We start from the raw sequence: 17,902 nt of genomic DNA, 5'->3' as shown, positions 1-17,902 counted from the left end.
CAATCATTTGACGTTTTGGGACCTGCCCTTTGGACCGGTCCTGCTCCCCGACGCGATTGCTTTGTGGCGTGTATTTGGTAGGGAATGCAAGAAAATCACAGGAACGCGATCATGACCCCCGGAATCCATCCGCTCATCGCCGGCAACTGGAAAATGAATGGCACCAGCGCGTCGATTGCCGAACTGCACGCGATTGCGCGCGGTTTCATGAGCGGACTGGACGCCGATACGGCTGCCCTGATCTGCCCGCCCGCAACGCTTCTGGCGCGGGTGTCGGAAATTCTCTCCAAGACGCCGGTGGTGTCGGGCGGCCAGGACTGCCACGCGGAGGAAAACGGCGCTCATACCGGCGACATCTCGGCCGAGATGCTGAAGGATGCCGGTGCGTCCTACGTGATCGTCGGCCATTCGGAGCGGCGCACGGACCACCATGAAAGCGACGCGCAGGTGCGTGCCAAGGCAGAGGCTGCCTGGCGCGCCGGTATCGTCGCCATCATTTGCATCGGTGAAACGCGGGCCGAGCGCGAGCTTGGCGCGACGCTCGATACGCTGTCGAGGCAGATCGCCGGATCGGTGCCGCCTACGGCGACCGCGGCCAACACGGTGATTGCCTACGAGCCGGTGTGGGCCATCGGCACAGGGCTGACGCCGTCCGCCGCCGACGTGGCGGAGGCGCATGCGCACATCCGGGCGGAACTCAAGCAGCTGTTGAGCGCAGAATCGGCCAAGATGCGGATTCTCTACGGCGGGTCTGTGAAACCCTCCAACGCCGTCGAACTGCTGCATGTGAAGAATGTCGACGGCGCGCTTGTCGGCGGCGCCAGCCTGAAGGCATCCGACTTTCTCGGCATTGCGGACGCCTACCGGACCATGTAGGCGGCAGCCGGTCCGGGCGGGAACCACGGGGGGCGCGACAGCGCTCCTGAAAGCGCCCGGTGCGTTGCAATACGGCCGGGATTGCCCATATTCCCGGCTTGGGCTTGGAAATGCCGTGAAAGCATTGTATCGAGCCTCCTCCAAAGAGGGCCCGCGGTCTTCGCGCCCGAAATGCTTCGCCAGGTGAATTCATGGAAACCGTTGTCATCGTCATACATCTGATGGTCGTGCTTGCGCTGGTGGGCGTGGTCCTGCTGCAGCGCTCGGAAGGCGGCGGCCTCGGAATCGGCGGCGGTTCCGGCTTCATGACGGCGCGTGGCGCGGCCAACGCACTGACGCGTGCCACGGCTATCCTGGCGGTCGCCTTCTTCGCGACCTCGCTGACCCTCTCGATCATCGCCCGCTATGGCGCGCAGCCGCTCGACATTCTCGATCGCGTTCCGGCGACGCAGGGCGAGCAGGGTGGCGGCGGCGTCCTCGACCAGCTTGGTGGCAACGATATTCCGGCTGCGGCTCCCTCGACCGGCGGCGATGCTGCTCCGGCCACGGACGCCGCTCCGGCAGCTCCTGCCGAGCCGCAGGTTCCCAACCAGTAAGACGCTTTTTGGCGTCCTTCCGGCCCGTTCTGTGTTCGTTTGGACACAGTGCGGGCAAATGGCGCTGCATCTCGCCGAATCGAAGGCCTACGGGGCAGAGCGCCGCTTGAGCCCTGTCGCACTAATGCCGTATAAAGCGCGCTGCGCCAGTCTGGTTCGTGCCTCAGTCGAACAGTGCCGCGCTCGGCATCAATCAACGCCTTCGGGATCGTCACAATGAAGCTTCGCCTTCTCATACCTCTGGCCCTGACGGCCGGTTTCGCCATGCATTTGTCGGCGATCGCCGGAACGCCGCCGGTCACTCAGCCCAGCCTGCCAGCCGCCGAGCAGACCACGGACGTCGTGACGGTCGCCACCGCCAAGGAAGACGCCGCCGCGCTCAAAAAGAAGAAGAAGCTCGCTGTCGAGGCGAAGGCCAAGAAGGCCGAAGCGGCCAAGGCGGAGAAAGAAAAGAAGCTCGCCGCCAAGAAGGCGGCCGAGGAAAAGAAGAAGCAGGAAGCCGCCGCCAAGGCAAAGGCGGAGGAGAAGAAGAAGCTCGCCGCCAAGGCCAAGGCGGAACGCGACGCCAAGGTCGCCGCCAGGAAAGCGGACGCTGAAAAGAAGAAGATTGCCCGCCAGAAGGCCGCCGAAGAGCGCAAGATCGCGCGCGAACAGGCTGCCGAGGAACGCAAGGTTGCGCGCGCCAAGGCTGCGGAAGAACGCCGGCTGCTGCTAGAAGCCAAGGCCAAGGCCAAGGAAGAACAGCGGCTGGCCAAGCAGCGTGCCGAAGAAGAGCGCCGCCTCGCCGCGGCAAAGGCCGCCGACGAGGCGCGCAAAGCCGAAGTTGCACGGCTGGCGGCATCGGAGGTCGTCCAGACCGGCAACAATGGTGAACTGCGCAGCGAAGCCGCGGTCGCGCCGCCGAAGCCCAAGACCCTGTTTTCGGGCCTGTTCGGCGGCAACGCGCCGGTCCAGAAGCAGTCGATGCTCCCGGAGACACGCGCACTCGATGCGGCGCTCGAGCTCAAGGAAGCCAAGAAGAAGTTCAAGGTTCGGCCGGAATTCGAGCCGCAGACCGTTCAGTTTTCGGGTTATTCCAAGGGGACGATCGTCATCGACACCGCTGCCCGCTACCTCTACCTGGTCGAGGGCTCCAACCGGGCGCGCCGCTACGCGATCGCGGTCGGTAGGGACGGCCTGCAGTACAAGGGCGCGGTCAAGGTCGGCGACAAGCAGGAATGGCCGCGCTGGATTCCGACCAAGGAAATGCAGCAGCGCGAACCGGCGAAGTACGGCAAGTACGCCGACGGCATGCCGGGCGGTGGACAGAACCCGCTCGGCGCGCGCGCCATTTACCTCTACGAGAATGGCCGCGACACACATCTCAGGATCCACGGCACGATCGCGCCGGAGACGATCGGCACCGATTCGTCGAACGGCTGCTTCCGCATGATCAACGAGCACGTGATGGATCTCTACCGCCGCGTGCCGATGGGCACCCAGGTGGTCGTGCTCTGACGACAGCGACAACGCCCATGTAAAAGGCCGGCGTGAAGCCGGCCTTTTTCTTTTCGAACTCCGCCGCGACAGCGGTCACGGGAAAAACGGCCGGCAGCGGATTTTTTGCTGGTGGAATCAAGTTGGCAGCGTTAAGCGATGAATCCCATGGCGCGATATGTATTCATCACCGGCGGCGTGGTCTCCTCGCTTGGAAAAGGCATAGCAGCAGCGGCACTCGGGGCCCTGTTGCAGGCACGCGGCTACCGCGCGCGGATCAAGAAGCTCGACCCCTATCTCAACGTCGACCCCGGCACGATGTCGCCCTACCAGCACGGCGAGGTCTTCGTGACCGACGACGGTGCCGAGACCGACCTCGACCTCGGGCATTACGAGCGCTTCACCGGCCGCTCGGCCAACCAGGCCGACAACATCACCACCGGCCGCATCTACAAGAACATCATCGAGCGCGAACGGCGCGGCGACTATCTCGGCGCGACGGTGCAGGTCATTCCGCACGTCACCGACGAGATCAAGAACTTCGTGCTCGACGGCAACGAGGACTTCGACTTCGTGCTGTGCGAGATCGGCGGCACGGTCGGCGACATCGAGGCGATGCCCTTTCTCGAGGCGATCCGCCAGCTCGGCAACGACCTGCCGCGCAACAACGCCGTCTACGTGCACCTGACGCTGATGCCCTACATCCCGACGGCCGGCGAGCTGAAAACCAAGCCGACGCAGCATTCTGTCAAGGAATTACGCTCGATCGGCATTGCGCCCGACATCCTTCTGGTGCGTGCCGACCGCGCCATCCCGAAGGAAGAGCGCCGCAAGCTGTCGCTGTTCTGCAACGTGCGCGAGAGCGCCGTCATCCAGGCGCTCGACGTGCCGCATATCTACGACGTGCCGCTCGCCTATCATCACGAGGGACTCGATTCGGAAGTGCTCGCGGCATTCGGCATCGAGCCGGCGCCAAAGCCGCGCATGGAGCGCTGGAAAGACGTCTCATCGCTGATCCACAACCCCGAGGGCGAGGTGACGATTGCCGTTGTCGGCAAGTACACCGGTCTCAAGGACGCCTACAAGTCGCTGATCGAGGCGCTGTCGCATGGCGGCATGGCCAACCGGGTCAAGGTCAAGCTCGAATGGATCGAAAGCGAGATCTTCGAGAAGGAGGACCCGACGCCCTGGCTGGAGAAGGTGCACGGGATTCTGGTTCCCGGCGGTTTCGGCGAGCGCGGCGCGGAAGGCAAGATACTGGCGGCGAAGTTCGCGCGCGAGCGCAAGGTGCCCTATTTCGGCATCTGCTTCGGCATGCAGATGGCCTGCATCGAGGCGGCACGGTCGCTGGCCGGCATCGACCACGCCTCGTCGACCGAGTTCGGTCCGACTGACCAGCCGGTGGTCGGTCTGATGACGGAATGGCTGAAGGGGAACATGCTGGAGAAGCGCCGCGAGACCGGCGATCTCGGCGGCACGATGCGGCTCGGCGCCTATGATGCGCGGCTGGTCAAGGATACCAAGATCGCTGATATTTACGGCGGCGAGGCGATCTCGGAGCGCCACCGCCACCGCTACGAGGTGAACATCGACTACAAGGAACGGCTCGAAGATTGCGGCCTGGTGTTCTCGGGCATGTCGCCGGACGGCGTGCTGCCCGAAACCATCGAGTATGCGGACCATCCCTGGTTCATCGGCGTGCAGTACCATCCGGAACTGAAGAGCCGTCCGCTCGAGCCGCACCCGCTGTTTGCAAGCTTCATCGGCGCCGCGGTCGAACAGTCCCGGCTGGTCTGAGCGGTTGAATCAGCCGGCGGCGTCGAGTTCGCCGCGCGCCTTGGCGGCGGCCACCTGCCTGATGGCGTCGGCAAGCGTCGCCGAATCCTGAGCGCCCATCACCGCGTATTTGTTTTCCAGGAGAAAGCACGGCACCCCGGTGATGCCCATCTGCGAGGCGGTCGCTGCTTCCTGCGATACCGCATCGCGGTCGGCATCACCCGCCAGCAGCGTCTCGACGACCGGCGCATCCATGCCGGCGCTGGTCGCGGCTGCAAGCAGCACGCCATGGTCTCCGACATTGGCGCCCTTCTCGAAATAGAGCTGGAAGAGATTGCGCACCAGGATGTTCTGCGTGCCGTTGCCTTCGGTTCCCGCCCAGCGGATCAGTCGGTGTGCATCCAGCGTGTTGGGCGACACCTTGATGGCCGCGAAATCGAAATTTATGCCCTCGGCCTCGCCGAGCGGCACGATGCGCGCGTTCATCTCGCGCAGGCGCTCCTCGCTGCCGAATTTCCGCACCATGTATTCCATGCGGTCCATGCCCTCGGCCGGAATGGTCGGATCGAGCTGGAACGGCCGCCAGCGGATGTCGACCTCGATTTCGGGCAGCGCCGCGACGGCGCTGTCGAGCCGCTTCTGGCCGATGAAGCACCATGGACACACGACGTCGGACACGACATCGACGCTGATCGCACTCTGCATGGTCCGTCTCCCTTGGCTTGTCAGTCCGCGCGCCACCAGGTCGGCAGCTGGTAGCCGTATATAGGCGTCTTGTCCGGATGTTCGATGTGCTTCCAGCGCGCCAGCCACTGGTCGGGCTGGTGGTAGAGCGGCACGACGTAGTAGCCGCTGAGCAGGACGCGGTCCAAGGCGCGTACGGCGGATTCGAATTCGGCCTTGCCGCGCGCCTGCACCATGGCGTCGATGACCGCATCGACGGCCGGCTCGGCGACGCCGGCGAAGTTATAGGTGCCCGGCAGGTCGCGCGAGGACGAGCCCCAGCGCCCGACCTGCTCCCCGCCTGGCGACAGCGAGGAGGTGTAGCGCTGCAGCATGGTGTCGTAGTCGTAGGTCTGCTGCCGCTTGAGATACTGCGCACTGTCGACCGAGCGGATATCCACCGCGATGCCGAGCCTCGACAGCGTCCGTTGCCAGGCGGTGGCGATGGCCTGGCCGGACGGGCCGTTGAGCAGGATCTCGAAACCGAGCTGCTTGCCCGCGGGGTCGAGCATCTTGCCGTCCTGGAGCCTGTAGCCGGCAGCCTTCAGCGCATCGAGCCCCTGCTTGAGGAAGGCGCGGTCGCGGCCACTGCCGTCCGATTTCGTCGGGGTCCATTCACCCGACATGAATTCCGGTGCCACCGCGTCGGGGAAGGGGGCGAGCAGTGCCTTTTCCTCGGCGCTGGCGGGGACGCCGGTGGAGGCGAGGTCGGAGCCGTCGAAATAGCTGCGGGTCCGCGTATAGGCGCCGGAATAGAGGTTCTGGTTGGCCCATTCGAAATCGAACAGGTTGGCCAGCGCGGCGCGAACTGCGCGGTCCTTGAAGACGTCGCGGCGCGTGTTGAGCACGAAGCCGTACATGCCGGAAGGCAGGCGGCTGACGAAGGTTTCCTTGACGACCCGGCCATCCGTCGCGGCCGGGAAGTCGTAGCCGCTTTCCCATCGCCCGGTGTCGCTCTCGACGTGGATGTCGGTGTTTCCCTTCTTGAACGACTCGAACATGGTGTTCTCGTCGCGGATGTAGTTGACGCGGATCTCGTCGTAATTGTCGAAGCCGATCTTCGAGGGAATATCCTTCGCCCAGTAGTCCGGCCGGCGCTTGAGGCTGACATACTCGCCCGGCTTGACCGCATCGACCACATAGGGGCCGGAACCGGGCAATGGCTCGAGCGTGGACTTGTCGAAGTTCTCGGCATCGGTGGCGTGCTTCGGCAGCACGGGCAGCAGGCCAAGGAGCAGTGGCGACTCACGGTCGGCTCTCTCGTTGAAGGTGAAGCGCACGCCGCGCTCGCCGACCTTTTCCATGCGGTCGACCGTCTTGATCCAGTTCTGGTAGAGCGGCCGCGCCTTGTCCCGGAACAGCTCCATCGTGAAGATGACGTCTTCCGGCGTGACCGGCTTTCCATCCGAGAATTTTGCACGGGCATCGAGCGTGAATTCGACGAAGCTCCGCTCGGCGTCGGTCTCGACCGTTTCGGCCAACAGCGGATAGAGCGTGAAGGGCTCGTCGCGCGAGCGCATCATCAGCGTGTCGAAGGTGGTGACGCCGAAGGCCGCGTCGAAAAGGCCGCGCGCGCCGTCGCCCTGCACGATGAACGGGTTGAGGCTGTTGAACGTGCCCTGCACGGCATAGTCGATGCGGCCACCCTTCGGCGCCTGGGGATTCACGTAGGGAAAATGCGCGAAATCGGCAGGCAATGCCGGGTCGCCATGCATCGACAGGGCATGGGAGGGCTCTGCCAGCGCCGACCACGGGGCGACGGGCAGGATGGCCAGTGCCAGGGCGAGGCTGAGGAATCGTCGATGCATGCGTATCTCCCGCATCAGCGTGGGCGTGTTTGATTCGTGGTGCAAAATAGCATGTCGTGCAAACATGCCCTTATCGGGGAGCGCAGCGAATGAATCGCTTGCGTCGCTATGGATTCGCGGCGCGCCGCAGTGTAACACGCGTCGCGAAGTCATTCTGTTGCCTCAATTGCGCAACAGGTAGCAGGGAAACGCGGTGGGCAGCGCCGCTTCCGCACGATGCGAGAGGAAACCGACAATATGAAGAGCCTGAGAACCGATCTTTACCGCGCCTCGGTGTTGGCTGCCGGTGCGTTGGGTGTGCTGGCGACGGCCACGGTGCCGTCGAGCGCACAGCAGCAGCAACAGCTTCCGAAAGGCTGGTTCAAGGCGTGCGCCAAGCAGGAAGATGTCGACATCTGCAACGTGCAGAACATCGTCAGCGCCAGCACCGGCCAGGTCGTCACCGGCATCAGCCTGCTCGAGATCAAGGGCAAGGTGAACAAGAAGGTCTTCCAGGTGACGGTCCCGACCGGTCGCCTCGTACCTCCCGGCATCGGCCTCCAGGTCGACGGCGGCAAGGCGCAGAAGCTCGACTACGTGCTCTGCTTCCCGGACCGCTGCATTGCCGAAGCACCGCTTTCCGACCAGCTGGTCGCCTCGTTCAAGAAGGGTTCGGAACTGACGCTGACGTCGGTGAACTCGCAGAACCAGGGCAACCCGGTCAAGGTATCGCTGTCCGGCTTCACGGGCGCCTTCGACGGCCCGCCCATGCAGCAGTCCGACATCGAGGACCGCCAGAAGAAGCTGCAGGAGTTCGTTGCCAAGAACAACGAGGACTTTGCCAAGAAGCTCAAGGAAGAGCAGGAAAAGGCAAAAGCCGGCAATTGATCGCCGCACCGGAACAAGCAAAAGGCGGAGCTTCGGCTCCGCCTTTTTTGTTGCGTCGGCAAAATCCTAGTGCTGCAGCCGGTCCTTTGGCGCGTAGTGACCGTCCGGCGTGCGGTCGAACATCTGGCGCAGCTGCGGGTGGCGCACAGGCTCGCCGGACTCGTCCTCGAGCAGGTTCTGCTCCGAAACATAGGCGATGTATTCGGACTCGGCGTTCTCCGCCAGCAGATGGTAGAACGGCTGATCTTTGCGCGGACGGACATCCTTCGGGATGGACTCGTACCACTCATCGGTATTGTTGAACTGCGGGTCCACGTCGAAGATGACGCCGCGGAAAGGGAACAGGCGGTGACGCACCACCTGGCCGATCGCGAATTTTGCCGTCTTCATTTCATTTGCCATCCAAGCCTCTGATGTTATTTGGCGCAGCACGGTCGGTATTTCAATCCCGCCGCACATGACGTTCCGCGATGCGGCGCGTTGGCCACGGCACGCAGTCTCGGGGAACGGGTTCGAAAATGTCAGACGTCGTCGGTCTCGTCCTGCCCTTCTTCGGCCTGATTATCCTGGGCTATGTGGTCGCGCGGATCACGCGGCAGCCGGTCGAGGCGCTCGGCTGGATGAACACCTTCATCATCTACGTCGCGCTGCCGGCGCTGTTCTTCCAGTTGCTGGCCAAGACGCCGTTCGAGCGGCTCACCGAATGGAAGTTCATCTTCGGCTCGGTGTTCTCGACCTACATCATCTTTTCGCTGATGTTCGTCGGCTCGGTGATCATGTCGCGCGGGGAAATCGCGTCCTCGACCATCAAGGGCCTGGCCGCAGCCTACGGCAATATCGGCTACATGGGCGCCGGCCTGGCGCTGCTGGCCTTCGGCCAGGAGGCTGCGGTTCCCGTCGCCCTGATCTTCTGCTTCGAGAACATCCTGCATTTTGCCATCGCGCCGATGATGATGGCGCTTTCGGGCGACGAAAAGAGCTCGCCCTTACAACTGTTTTCCCAAGTGGCGCGCAAGATCCTGCTGCATCCCTTCATCATCGCCACGGCCGTCGGCGTCTTCGCGGCCTACATGCAGTTCCAGCCGCCGGTTCCGGTCGAGCGGCTGCTTGCCTATTTGTCGAGCGCGGCCGCGCCCTGCGCGCTGTTTGCCATGGGCGTGACGCTGGCGCTGAGGCCGCTGAAGCGGATACCGAGCGAACTCGTGCCCATCGCCATGCTGAAGCTCGTGCTGCACCCGCTGATCTGCTACGTGGCGTTGAGCTGGGTCGGCAATTTTTCCGAAACCTGGATCTTCTCGGCGGTGCTGCTGGCGGCGCTGCCGACTGCGACCAACGTGTTCGTCATCGCCCAGCAATACCATGTCTGGGTCGAGCGGGCGTCGGCCAGCGTGCTGCTGACCACCTGCATGTCGATCGCGACGGTGACCGGGCTGCTCTGGCTGATCAAGAGCGGGACTCTACCGCCGGACCTGTTCCCGTAGATCGGAGAAGATCGCGGCGAGGCCGCTACCCGGATGCAGGCCCTCGCGCATGAACAGCGCACGCAGCGGCGCGAAGGCGCCGATCATGCCCAGGCCGGCGCTGCGGGCGAGTTGCGCCGGCAGCATGTCGGACAGCAGCGACATGTTGAGCAGCTTGACCGCCCCGGTACGCGCCAGAATATCGGGCCGGCGCTTGCGGTCATAGGCTTCGAGCACAGCCCGGCCCCCGATGTCCACGCTGGTTTTCCCAACGATATCCGTAAGATCGACAACATCCCTGATGCCGAGATTGAGCCCCTGGGCGCCGATCGGCGGGAAGACATGGGCCGCTTCGCCCACCAGCGCAACGCGGTTTTGCGCAAAGCGGCGGGGCAGGGTCGCGCCCAGCGGATAGATCTGCCGCCTACCTTCGACCGTGACCCGACCGAGCATGGACTGCATGCGGTCCTCGACGCGACGCGACAGCGTCTGGTCGTCGAGATCGGCCAGTTCGGCGGCGGTTTCGGGTTTCAGCACCCAGACCAGGCTCGAACGATTGCCGGGCAGGGGAACCTGCGTGAAGGGCCCGGTCTCCGTGTGGAACTCGGTCGAGGTGAAGGCATGGTCGCGGGTATGCGCGAAATTCAGGACCAGCGCCGATTGCGGGTAGCTGCGCGCCGATACCGTGATGCCTGCCGCCTCGCGCGCCTTCGACATGCGCCCGTCCGCAGCGACGGCCAGCGCGGCCTCGACCGACGATCCGCCCTTGAACGAAGCGGTGACACCGTCCGGCCCGAGCGTCCATCCGTCCACGAGTTCAGGGCGTCGATCGATCGCGGGCTGGCTCGCCACGGCCGAGGCCAGTGCGGCATTGAGCGCGGAATTGGGAATGTTCAACCCGAAATAATCCTCGTCGATCTCGCTGGCGCGAAACGTCACCACGGGGCTGCGGACGAGGCGTGCCGTCGCGTCGACGATGCGCATGACCTTCAGCGGCGCGGCTTTCTCCTCGAGGGCGGCCAGCACGCCGATGCGGTCGAGAAGGGAAAGCGCGGGACGCATCAGCGCCGTCGTGCGGCCGTCTTCGGGGCCGGTTTCAGGGCCGGCGAGAACGACTTCGATGCCCTGGCGCGCCAGCGACAGCGCCGCGATCAGTCCGACCGGCCCGGTCCCGGCGACGATGACCCGCTTGCTCGTGTCCACTTCGATGCGGTCCCTTCGATTGCTTACCGTTCATATAGTTCAGCGGCGACGGATTGAACAACGCGGCGATTTGGCCCATTCCGATGGAATGACAGTTGAGCATCAGGGGTTCGGGCATCTCGGCCGTGCCGGACGCGCGACCGCAAGCATGGCGGAACGGCCGCGGGCGCTGGTCTATGCCGCCGTCGGCTCGGCCGTGGCGCTGTCGTGGCTGGTCATCGCCGCGATGGCGGTGCGTGGCGCCGAGAGCAGGATCGGTCCGGCTGGCGCGCCCGGCGACAGTCTGGTCTCGGGCATGTTCCACCTGCCCCTGCCGGCTTTCCTGGAGCGGTTCTTTGCCCTTTGCCTCGCGCCGGTGCCGCTCGGCGAGGCCGGAGTGGGCGCCTTTCTCGCGCTGACGGCGATGTGGTTCCTGATGGCGCTGGCGATGATGCTGCCGTCGGCCGCGCCGATGATCAGAACCTATTGCGAAATCGCCGACACGGCGAGCCGCAAGGGCGAGGCCGTGGTGCATCCCTTGGTACTGGTGGCCGGCTACCTGGGCGTGTGGCTGCTGGCTGCGATTGGCTTCGCTGGACTGACGATCGCGCTGCAATCCTATCGCGGCGGAGCTGCATTCGATCCCGCCATAGGGATTGCCGGCGCCGCGGCGCTCGGCCTCGCGGGGCTCTACCAGTTCAGCGGCCTTAAGGAGGCCTGCCTCAAGAAATGCCGGAACCCCTTCGCGGTGCTGTTCGCGCGCTGGACGGTGCGTCCCGCCGGGGTTCTGCGGCTCGGCGTGGAACAGGGCGTCTGGTGTCTCGGCTGCTGCTGGGCGCTGATGCTGGTGATGTTTGCGGTCGGCGTCATGAACATCTTCTGGATGGCACTGCTTGCGCTGTTTACCCTGGTCGAGAAACAGACCAAGGGGACACTGGCCACGCGGCTGGCGGGTGCGATACTGCTTGTCTGGGGAACGGCGCTGCTATTAGTCTCGCTATAAGCGTGCAGGGAGGATTCATGGGCGACCAGAGCTGGGCAATGAAGGGAGAACTGGTCCTCTCCTGCAACTGTACGGTGTTCTGCCCCTGTGTCCTGTCGCTGGGCACGCATCCGCCGACCGAAGGTTACTGCCAGACCTGGGCGGGGTTCCGAATCGATTCCGGTCATTTCGGCGAGACCGACCTGTCCGGCCTCAATCTCGGTCTGATCATCGAGATTCCGGGCCAGATGAGTCGCGGCAACTGGACCGCCGGCCTGTTCGTCGACAAGCGAGCCTCGATCTACGCGCTCAAGGCGCTGACCAAGATCTTTACCGGCAAGGCCGGCGGCACGACGGGCCTGCTGTCGATCCTGGTCGGCAAGTTCCTCGGCGTCGAGCAGGTGCCGATCTCCTACGAGACGAAGGACAAGACGCGGCTGTTCCAGATCCCGAACATCATCGACGGTGCGGTGACGCCGATCCGCGGCGGTGACCGCGAGAAGGACACCGTCATCACCAATTCGGAATACTGGATCGCACCGGAAATCACCGTCGCCAAGGCCGACAAGAGCAAGCTTCGCGCATTCGGACGTAACTGGAATTTTGCAGGCCGTTCGGCCGAGATCTGCAAACTCGACTGGCGGGGCCCGTGAAACCAAGAAAAGTCACCTGGCCGCAGGCGAGGGCCTTCTCGGTCCACCTGCTCACAGCATCCGGTTCCTTCCTTGCGTTCCTGTCGCTCGTTGCGGCAAGCGAGCAACGCTGGACGGCCATGTTCTGGTGGCTGGGGCTGGCCCTCTTCGTCGACGGCATAGACGGGCCGATCGCGCGCAAGCTCGACGTCAAGGAAATCCTGCCGACCTGGTCGGGGGAGCTTCTCGACAACATCATCGACTACGTGACTTACGTGCTCATCCCGGCCTTTGCGCTCTATCAGCGCGGCCTGATGGGCGAAGGGTTGTCGTTCCTGTCGGCGGCGATCATCGTGGTGTCGAGCGCCATTTACTACGCCGACACCGGCATGAAGACGAAGGAGAACTTCTTCAAGGGCTTCCCGGTCGTCTGGAACATGATCGTCTTCACGCTGTTCGTGGTCGGGCCGGGCGAGTGGATCTCGTTCGCGGTGGTGGTGATCGCCGGCATCATGACATTCCTGCCGGTGAATTTCCTGCACCCTGTCCGCGTCAAGCGACTGAGAACTCTCAACCTTGGCATGACGCTGCTCTGGTGCGCCTTCGGCATGCTGGCGCTGGCCGAGGCCGCACTTGCCGAATTCTACAGCCAGATCGGCGTGCTCGCCGCCAACGTCAACGAGTTCACGAAATTCGGCATCGCCATCACCGGTATCTACCTTTTCTGCATCGGCGGGATCATGCAGATGTTTCCAACCCTCGGATTGAAGAAGAACTGAGCATGTCGAAGGCAATCAAGGTCTACGCCCAGGGCGGTCCAGAAGCGCTGACCTACGAGGAAATGGACCCAGGCAAGCCCGGCGCCGGCGAGGCGCTGGTGCGCCACACGGCGATCGGGCTCAATTTTCTCGACGTCTATTTCCGAAGCGGACTTTACCCGCCGCCCAACGGCCTGCCGCTCGTTCCCGGCGGCGAGGCGGCCGGCGTGGTGCTGGAGACCGGAGAGGGCGTCGACTGGCTGAAGCCCGGCGACCGCATCGCTTATACGACGCCGCTCGGCGCCTATTGCGAGGAGCGCGTGATTGCCGCCGACCGGCTGGTCAAGCTGCCGGACACAATCTCGGACGAACAGGCGGCCGGCATGATGCTGAAGGGGCTGACGGCGGAATACCTGCTTCGCCGCACCTTCAAGGTCAAGGCAGGCGACACGATCCTGTTTCACGCGGCCGCCGGCGGGGTGGGGCTGCTCGCCGGGCAATGGGCAAAGCATCTTGGCGCGACGGTCATCGGCACCGCAGGCTCGCCCGAAAAGGTGGCGCTGGCCGCAAGCCATGGCTTCGATCATGTCATCAACTACCGCGACCAGAATTTCGTCGAGGAGGTGAAGGCGATCACCGGCGGCAAGATGTGCGACGTCGTCTACGATTCCGTCGGCAACGATACTTTCCCCGGGTCGCTCGACTGCCTCAAGCCGCTCGGCATGTTCGTCAGCTTCGGCCAGTCGTCGGGCTCGATCCCGCCGTTCAACATCTCGCTGCTGGCGCAGAAGGGCTCGCTCTTCGCGACCCGGCCGACGCTCTTCACCTACATCGCCAAGCGCGAGGACCTCGAGGCGGGTGCACGCGCGCTGTTCGACGTCGTCGGTTCCGGCAAGGTGCGCGTCATGGTCAACCAGCGCTATGCGCTGAAAGACGCGGGCCAGGCCCATGCGGACCTCGAGAGCCGCAAGACAACCGGCACGACTGTTTTGATTCCCTGAGGAGTCGAGCCGGTTTATCGCTGAATATATTGAAAATCTTTCAAGGCTCCCGACGCTTTGCGTTACGGCAGAGTCACGCCTACCATGCCTGCCGGGAACAGAAAAAACATAACGGGGGGCGTTGTGCAGACAAGCCTTGCGACGAGCGGCCCAACCCTGCTTGAGGTGCGCGGCCTGACGAAGATCTTCGGCACGCTGAAGGCTTGCGACAGCGTCGACCTGACAATCGGAAAGGGCGAGATCCACGCGCTTCTCGGCGAGAACGGCGCGGGGAAATCGACCCTCGTGAAGATGCTGTTCGGGTCGCTGGAACCCTATTCCGGCGAAATACGCTGGAACGGCGAAGCCGTCAGGATTGCCAGTCCGAGCATTGCAAAAAAGCTCGGTATCGGCATGGTTTTCCAGCATTTTTCGCTTTTCGAGGCGCTCTCGGCAGCCGAGAATATCGCCCTGTCGCTCGACGACAACACGCCAATCGGCACCATTGCTGCAAAGGCGCAGGCCCTTTCCTACAGCTACGGCCTGCCGCTTGATCCCTTTTCGATGGTCGGCGACCTGTCCGTGGGCGAACGCCAGCGCATCGAGATCATCCGCTGCCTGCTGCAGACGCCCGACCTCATCATCCTCGACGAACCGACTTCGGTGCTGACGCCGCAGGAGGCAGACAAGCTTTTCGAGACGCTCGAACGGCTGCGCTCCGAAGGCAAGTCGATCCTCTACATCTCGCACCGCCTCGAAGAGGTGAAGCGGATGTGCGACGGGGCGACCGTCATGCGCCACGGCAAGGTGGTCGGCCATTGCGATCCGCGCCAGGAGACGGCGGCATCGCTCGCCCGCATGATGGTCGGCAACGAGGTGCAGGCCGTCGTGCGTGATCCGATCGAGGGCATGGACAAGGCAGAACCCCTGCTCGAGATCCGCGGACTTAACCGCAAGCCGGCGACACCCTTCTCGACCCCGCTGCGCGACATTTCACTCAATGTGCGGGCAGGGGAGGTCATCGGCATCGCCGGCGTCGCCGGAAACGGGCAGGGCGAGTTCTTCGAGGCCGTTTCGGGCGAGGCCATTCAGGACGACGCGGGCACGATCCGCATTCGCGGCAACGATGCCGGCAAGCTGTCAATCACCGGCCGGCGCATGCTGGGTGCCGCCTTCGTGCCGGAGGAAAGGCTCGGCCACGGCGCCGCGCCGCGCATGAAGCTGTCGGAAAACCTCTTCCTGTCGCGCTATGCCACCGACGCCAAGGCGTTTCTCGGCACCGGCGGGCTGGTCAAGGAAGGCGCCATCGACGCCGCCACGCAGCGCATCATCGAGGAGATGGACGTGCGCAAGAGCGGCCGCGACCCCGAGGCGGCCGCACTCTCGGGCGGCAATCTGCAGAAATTCATCGTCGGGCGCGAGCTCGACCGCAGCCCGACGGTTATGGTGGTCAACCAGCCGACATGGGGCGTCGACGCCGGCGCCGCGGCAAAGATCCGCCAGTCGCTGATCGGACTGGCGCGCAGCGGCTCGGCGGTGCTGATCATCAGCCAGGACCTCGATGAGCTGTTCGAGATTTCCGATGCCATCGCGGTGATGCACAACGGACACCTGTCGAAGCCGCTGCCGATCGCCGAAGCGACGCTGGAGCAGATCGGACTTCTGATGGGCGGTGCCGAACCCGGCCACGCCGACCACTCGATGGAGGCCGTCTGATGCGCGTCGAACTCGTCAAGCGCCCACAGCACTCTGCGCTGTTTTCCGCGTTGTCGCCCTTCATCGCCCTCGGGCTGACGCTGGTCGCCGGCGCCATCATGTTCTCACTGCTCGGCAAGAACCCGTTCGATGCGCTCTACTACTACTTCATCGATCCGCTGACCGGCATCTGGGACCCCGGCAACCGCTGGCAGCTGCACGAGCTCGCCATCAAGGCGGCGCCGCTCATCCTGATCGCCGTCGGCCTCTCGGTCTGCTACCTGTCGAACAACTGGAACATCGGTGCCGAAGGCCAATTCATTGCCGGGGCGATGGCCGGCTCCATCATCCCGGTGATGTTTCCGGGTTTCCAGTCCTGGATCGTGCTGCCCCTGATGCTGATCCTCGGCATGGCCGGCGGCGCCGCATATGCGGCCGTCCCTGCCTTCTTCAAGGTGCGCTTCAATACCAACGAAATCCTGACCAGCCTGATGTTGGTCTATGTCGCACAGCTCTTCAACGACTGGCTGGTGCGCGGCATCTGGCGCAATCCCGAGGGCATGAGCTTTCCGGGCACCATCCGGTTCTCCGAATACGCCATCCTGCCGCAGATCTGGCCCGAGGCCGGGCGCGCCCATTACGGCTTCGTCTTCGCCCTGGTCGCGGCCGTGCTCGTCTGGTTCATGCTGTCGAAGATGCTGAAGGGTTTCGAGGTCAAGGTGCTCGGCCAGAGCCCGCGGGCAGGGCGCTTTGCCGGCTTCTCCTCGGGCCGCATGGTGTTCTTCGTCTTCATGCTGTCGGGTGCGCTGGCCGGGCTTGCCGGCATCTCCGAAGTGGCCGGTCCGATCGAGCACCTGAATGAGAAGATCTCGATCGGCTACGGCTTCACGGCCATCATCGTCGCATTCCTCGGCCGGCTTAATCCGCTCGGCATCGTCGCGGCAGGCCTGATCCTGGCGCTGACCTATCTCGGCGGGGAGTCGGCCCAGATCGCCATCGGCGTATCCGACAAGGCGGTGCGCGCCTTCCAGGGCATGCTGCTGTTCTTCGTGCTCGCCTGTGACACGCTGATCCACTATCGCGTGCGGATCGTCGGCGCGACTGCAAAGGCAGAGGGAGCCACGCAGAATGTTTGAACAGATCATCATCACGATTGCGACCGCGGCGACGCCGCTGCTCATCGCAGCGCTCGGCGAACTGGTCGTGGAACGCTCCGGCGTTCTCAATCTCGGCGTCGAGGGCATGATGGTGATGGGCGCCGTCAGCGGCTTTGCCGTGGCGCTCACCACCGGGTCGCCCTGGCTCGGGGTTCTGGCGGCGATCGTCGTCGGCGCGCTGTTCTCGCTGCTCTTCGGCTTCCTGACGCTGACGCTGGTAACCAACCAGGTGGCGACCGGTCTCGCCCTGACGCTGCTCGGCATCGGCCTGTCGGGCATGATCGGCGAGAGCTTCGTCGGGCAGCCCGGCGTCAAGCTCGGCGCGATCTACATTCCCTACCTGACCGACATTCCGCTCGTCGGCAGGCTGTTCTTCGGACAGGACCCGATCTTCTACCTGTCGATCCTGCTGACATTCGGCGTGGCATGGTTCCTGTTCAAGACGCGCGCCGGCCTGACGCTGCGCTCGGTCGGCGACAACCACACCTCGGCGCACGCGCTCGGCATCAACGTCATCGGCATACGCTATCTGGCCGTGATGTTCGGTGGTGCCTGCGCGGGTCTCGCCGGCGGCTTCCTGTCGCTGGTCTACACACCGCAGTGGATCGAGAACATGTCTGCCGGGCGAGGGTGGATCGCGCTGGCGCTGGTTGTCTTCGCGTCCTGGCGTCCGTGGCGGGTACTTGCCGGCGCCTATCTGTTCGGCGCAGTGTCGATCGGCCAGCTTCACGCACAAGCGTTGGGGATAGGCATACCCTCGCAGCTGCTTTCTTCGCTTCCCTATCTGGCAACCATCGTCGTCCTTGTTCTAATCTCCAGGAACAGGCGATTGACGCTGATAAACACACCGGCATCACTGGGGCGGCCGTTCGTGCCAGATCGCTAGAAGAAACAACGGGATGAGACCCCAACAAGACCCTCAAGAGGATAGGAT

The 17,902-nt window shown here is 64.1% G+C and carries 17 protein-coding genes; 13 read left to right on the top strand and 4 right to left on the bottom strand.

The window, feature by feature from the left end; all coding sequences use genetic code 11:
• The first annotated feature begins 111 nt into the window (after positions 1–111).
• From tpiA to ACT2BZ_RS19480, 4 genes are all read left to right on the top strand, one after another.
• Positions 112–876 carry a triose-phosphate isomerase gene (tpiA, locus tag ACT2BZ_RS19495; protein ID WP_457936990.1) on the top strand — a complete coding sequence of 255 codons (765 nt, stop codon included), beginning with the start codon at positions 112–114 and terminating at the stop codon, positions 874–876.
• 191 nt (positions 877–1,067) lie between these two features.
• Entirely contained in the window at positions 1,068–1,472 is a 405-nt protein-coding gene (secG, locus tag ACT2BZ_RS19490) for a preprotein translocase subunit SecG (RefSeq protein ID WP_457936988.1), read from the top strand.
• Between the two features lie 216 nt (positions 1,473–1,688).
• Positions 1,689–2,969 carry a L,D-transpeptidase family protein gene (locus tag ACT2BZ_RS19485; RefSeq protein ID WP_457936986.1) on the top strand — a complete coding sequence of 427 codons (1,281 nt, stop codon included), beginning with the start codon at positions 1,689–1,691 and terminating at the stop codon, positions 2,967–2,969.
• 147 nt (positions 2,970–3,116) lie between these two features.
• Entirely contained in the window at positions 3,117–4,745 is a 1,629-nt protein-coding gene (locus ACT2BZ_RS19480; RefSeq protein ID WP_457936985.1) for a CTP synthase, read from the top strand.
• 9 nt (positions 4,746–4,754) lie between these two features.
• Here ACT2BZ_RS19480 and ACT2BZ_RS19475 read toward each other — a convergent pair whose 3' ends face one another.
• A complete protein-coding gene (locus ACT2BZ_RS19475) occupies positions 4,755–5,429 on the bottom strand; it encodes a DsbA family oxidoreductase (protein WP_457936983.1) in 675 nt (224 codons plus the stop codon).
• Positions 5,430–5,449: 20 nt separating this feature from the next.
• Positions 5,450–7,255, bottom strand: coding sequence for an extracellular solute-binding protein (locus ACT2BZ_RS19470; RefSeq protein ID WP_457936981.1), 1,806 nt, complete (start codon positions 7,253–7,255; stop codon positions 5,450–5,452).
• A 237-nt stretch (positions 7,256–7,492) separates the two neighbouring features.
• On the opposite strand from ACT2BZ_RS19470, the gene ACT2BZ_RS19465 reads away from it, so the two are divergent.
• Entirely contained in the window at positions 7,493–8,122 is a 630-nt protein-coding gene (locus tag ACT2BZ_RS19465; RefSeq protein WP_457936979.1) for an invasion associated locus B family protein, read from the top strand.
• Positions 8,123–8,188: 66 nt separating this feature from the next.
• On the opposite strand, the gene hspQ is transcribed toward ACT2BZ_RS19465, so the two are convergent.
• Positions 8,189–8,512: a heat shock protein HspQ gene (gene hspQ / locus ACT2BZ_RS19460; protein WP_457936978.1), complete on the bottom strand. Its 324-nt coding sequence runs from the start codon at positions 8,510–8,512 to the stop codon at positions 8,189–8,191.
• A 128-nt stretch (positions 8,513–8,640) separates the two neighbouring features.
• Between hspQ and ACT2BZ_RS19455 the strand changes: the two genes are divergently transcribed.
• Complete coding sequence (locus ACT2BZ_RS19455) at positions 8,641–9,603, top strand: AEC family transporter (protein ID WP_457936976.1); 963 nt, start codon at positions 8,641–8,643, stop codon at positions 9,601–9,603.
• On the opposite strand, the gene ACT2BZ_RS19450 is transcribed toward ACT2BZ_RS19455, so the two are convergent.
• Positions 9,580–10,791: a UbiH/UbiF family hydroxylase gene (locus ACT2BZ_RS19450; RefSeq protein WP_457941389.1), complete on the bottom strand. Its 1,212-nt coding sequence runs from the start codon at positions 10,789–10,791 to the stop codon at positions 9,580–9,582. The genes ACT2BZ_RS19455 and ACT2BZ_RS19450 overlap by 24 nt on opposite strands.
• An 82-nt stretch (positions 10,792–10,873) precedes the next feature.
• Here ACT2BZ_RS19450 and ACT2BZ_RS19445 point away from each other — a divergent pair, with 82 nt between their 5' ends.
• The 7 genes from ACT2BZ_RS19445 to ACT2BZ_RS19415 all read left to right on the top strand — a co-directional run bounded on the left by ACT2BZ_RS19445 (position 10,874) and on the right by ACT2BZ_RS19415 (position 17,854).
• Positions 10,874–11,767, top strand: a complete 894-nt coding sequence (locus ACT2BZ_RS19445) for a DUF2182 domain-containing protein (protein ID WP_457936974.1) — start codon at positions 10,874–10,876, stop codon at positions 11,765–11,767.
• Positions 11,768–11,784: 17 nt separating this feature from the next.
• Complete coding sequence (locus ACT2BZ_RS19440; RefSeq protein WP_457936972.1) at positions 11,785–12,399, top strand: DUF1326 domain-containing protein; 615 nt, start codon at positions 11,785–11,787, stop codon at positions 12,397–12,399.
• Positions 12,372–13,157, top strand: coding sequence for a phosphatidylcholine synthase (gene pcsA, locus ACT2BZ_RS19435; protein ID WP_457941388.1), 786 nt, complete (start codon positions 12,372–12,374; stop codon positions 13,155–13,157). Before ACT2BZ_RS19440 ends, pcsA begins: the two co-directional genes overlap by 28 nt.
• Positions 13,158–13,159: 2 nt before the next feature.
• Positions 13,160–14,137, top strand: a complete 978-nt coding sequence (locus tag ACT2BZ_RS19430; RefSeq protein WP_457936971.1) for a quinone oxidoreductase family protein — start codon at positions 13,160–13,162, stop codon at positions 14,135–14,137.
• A gap of 84 nt (positions 14,138–14,221) precedes the next feature.
• Complete coding sequence (locus ACT2BZ_RS19425) at positions 14,222–15,832, top strand: ABC transporter ATP-binding protein (protein WP_457936969.1); 1,611 nt, start codon at positions 14,222–14,224, stop codon at positions 15,830–15,832.
• Positions 15,832–16,947, top strand: coding sequence for an ABC transporter permease (locus ACT2BZ_RS19420; RefSeq protein ID WP_457936967.1), 1,116 nt, complete (start codon positions 15,832–15,834; stop codon positions 16,945–16,947). Before ACT2BZ_RS19425 ends, ACT2BZ_RS19420 begins: the two co-directional genes overlap by 1 nt.
• The gene (locus ACT2BZ_RS19415; RefSeq protein WP_457936966.1) at positions 16,940–17,854 is read left to right on the top strand and encodes an ABC transporter permease; all 915 of its coding nucleotides are present in this window, start codon (positions 16,940–16,942) and stop codon (positions 17,852–17,854) included. The genes ACT2BZ_RS19420 and ACT2BZ_RS19415 overlap by 8 nt, the downstream gene beginning before the upstream one ends.
• Positions 17,855–17,902: the final 48 nt, after the last annotated feature.

This window comes from Mesorhizobium sp. 10J20-29 (assembly GCF_054130485.1).
The sequence above is the reverse complement of the archived record's forward strand: the minus strand, read 5'-3'. Positions and strand labels throughout refer to the sequence as shown.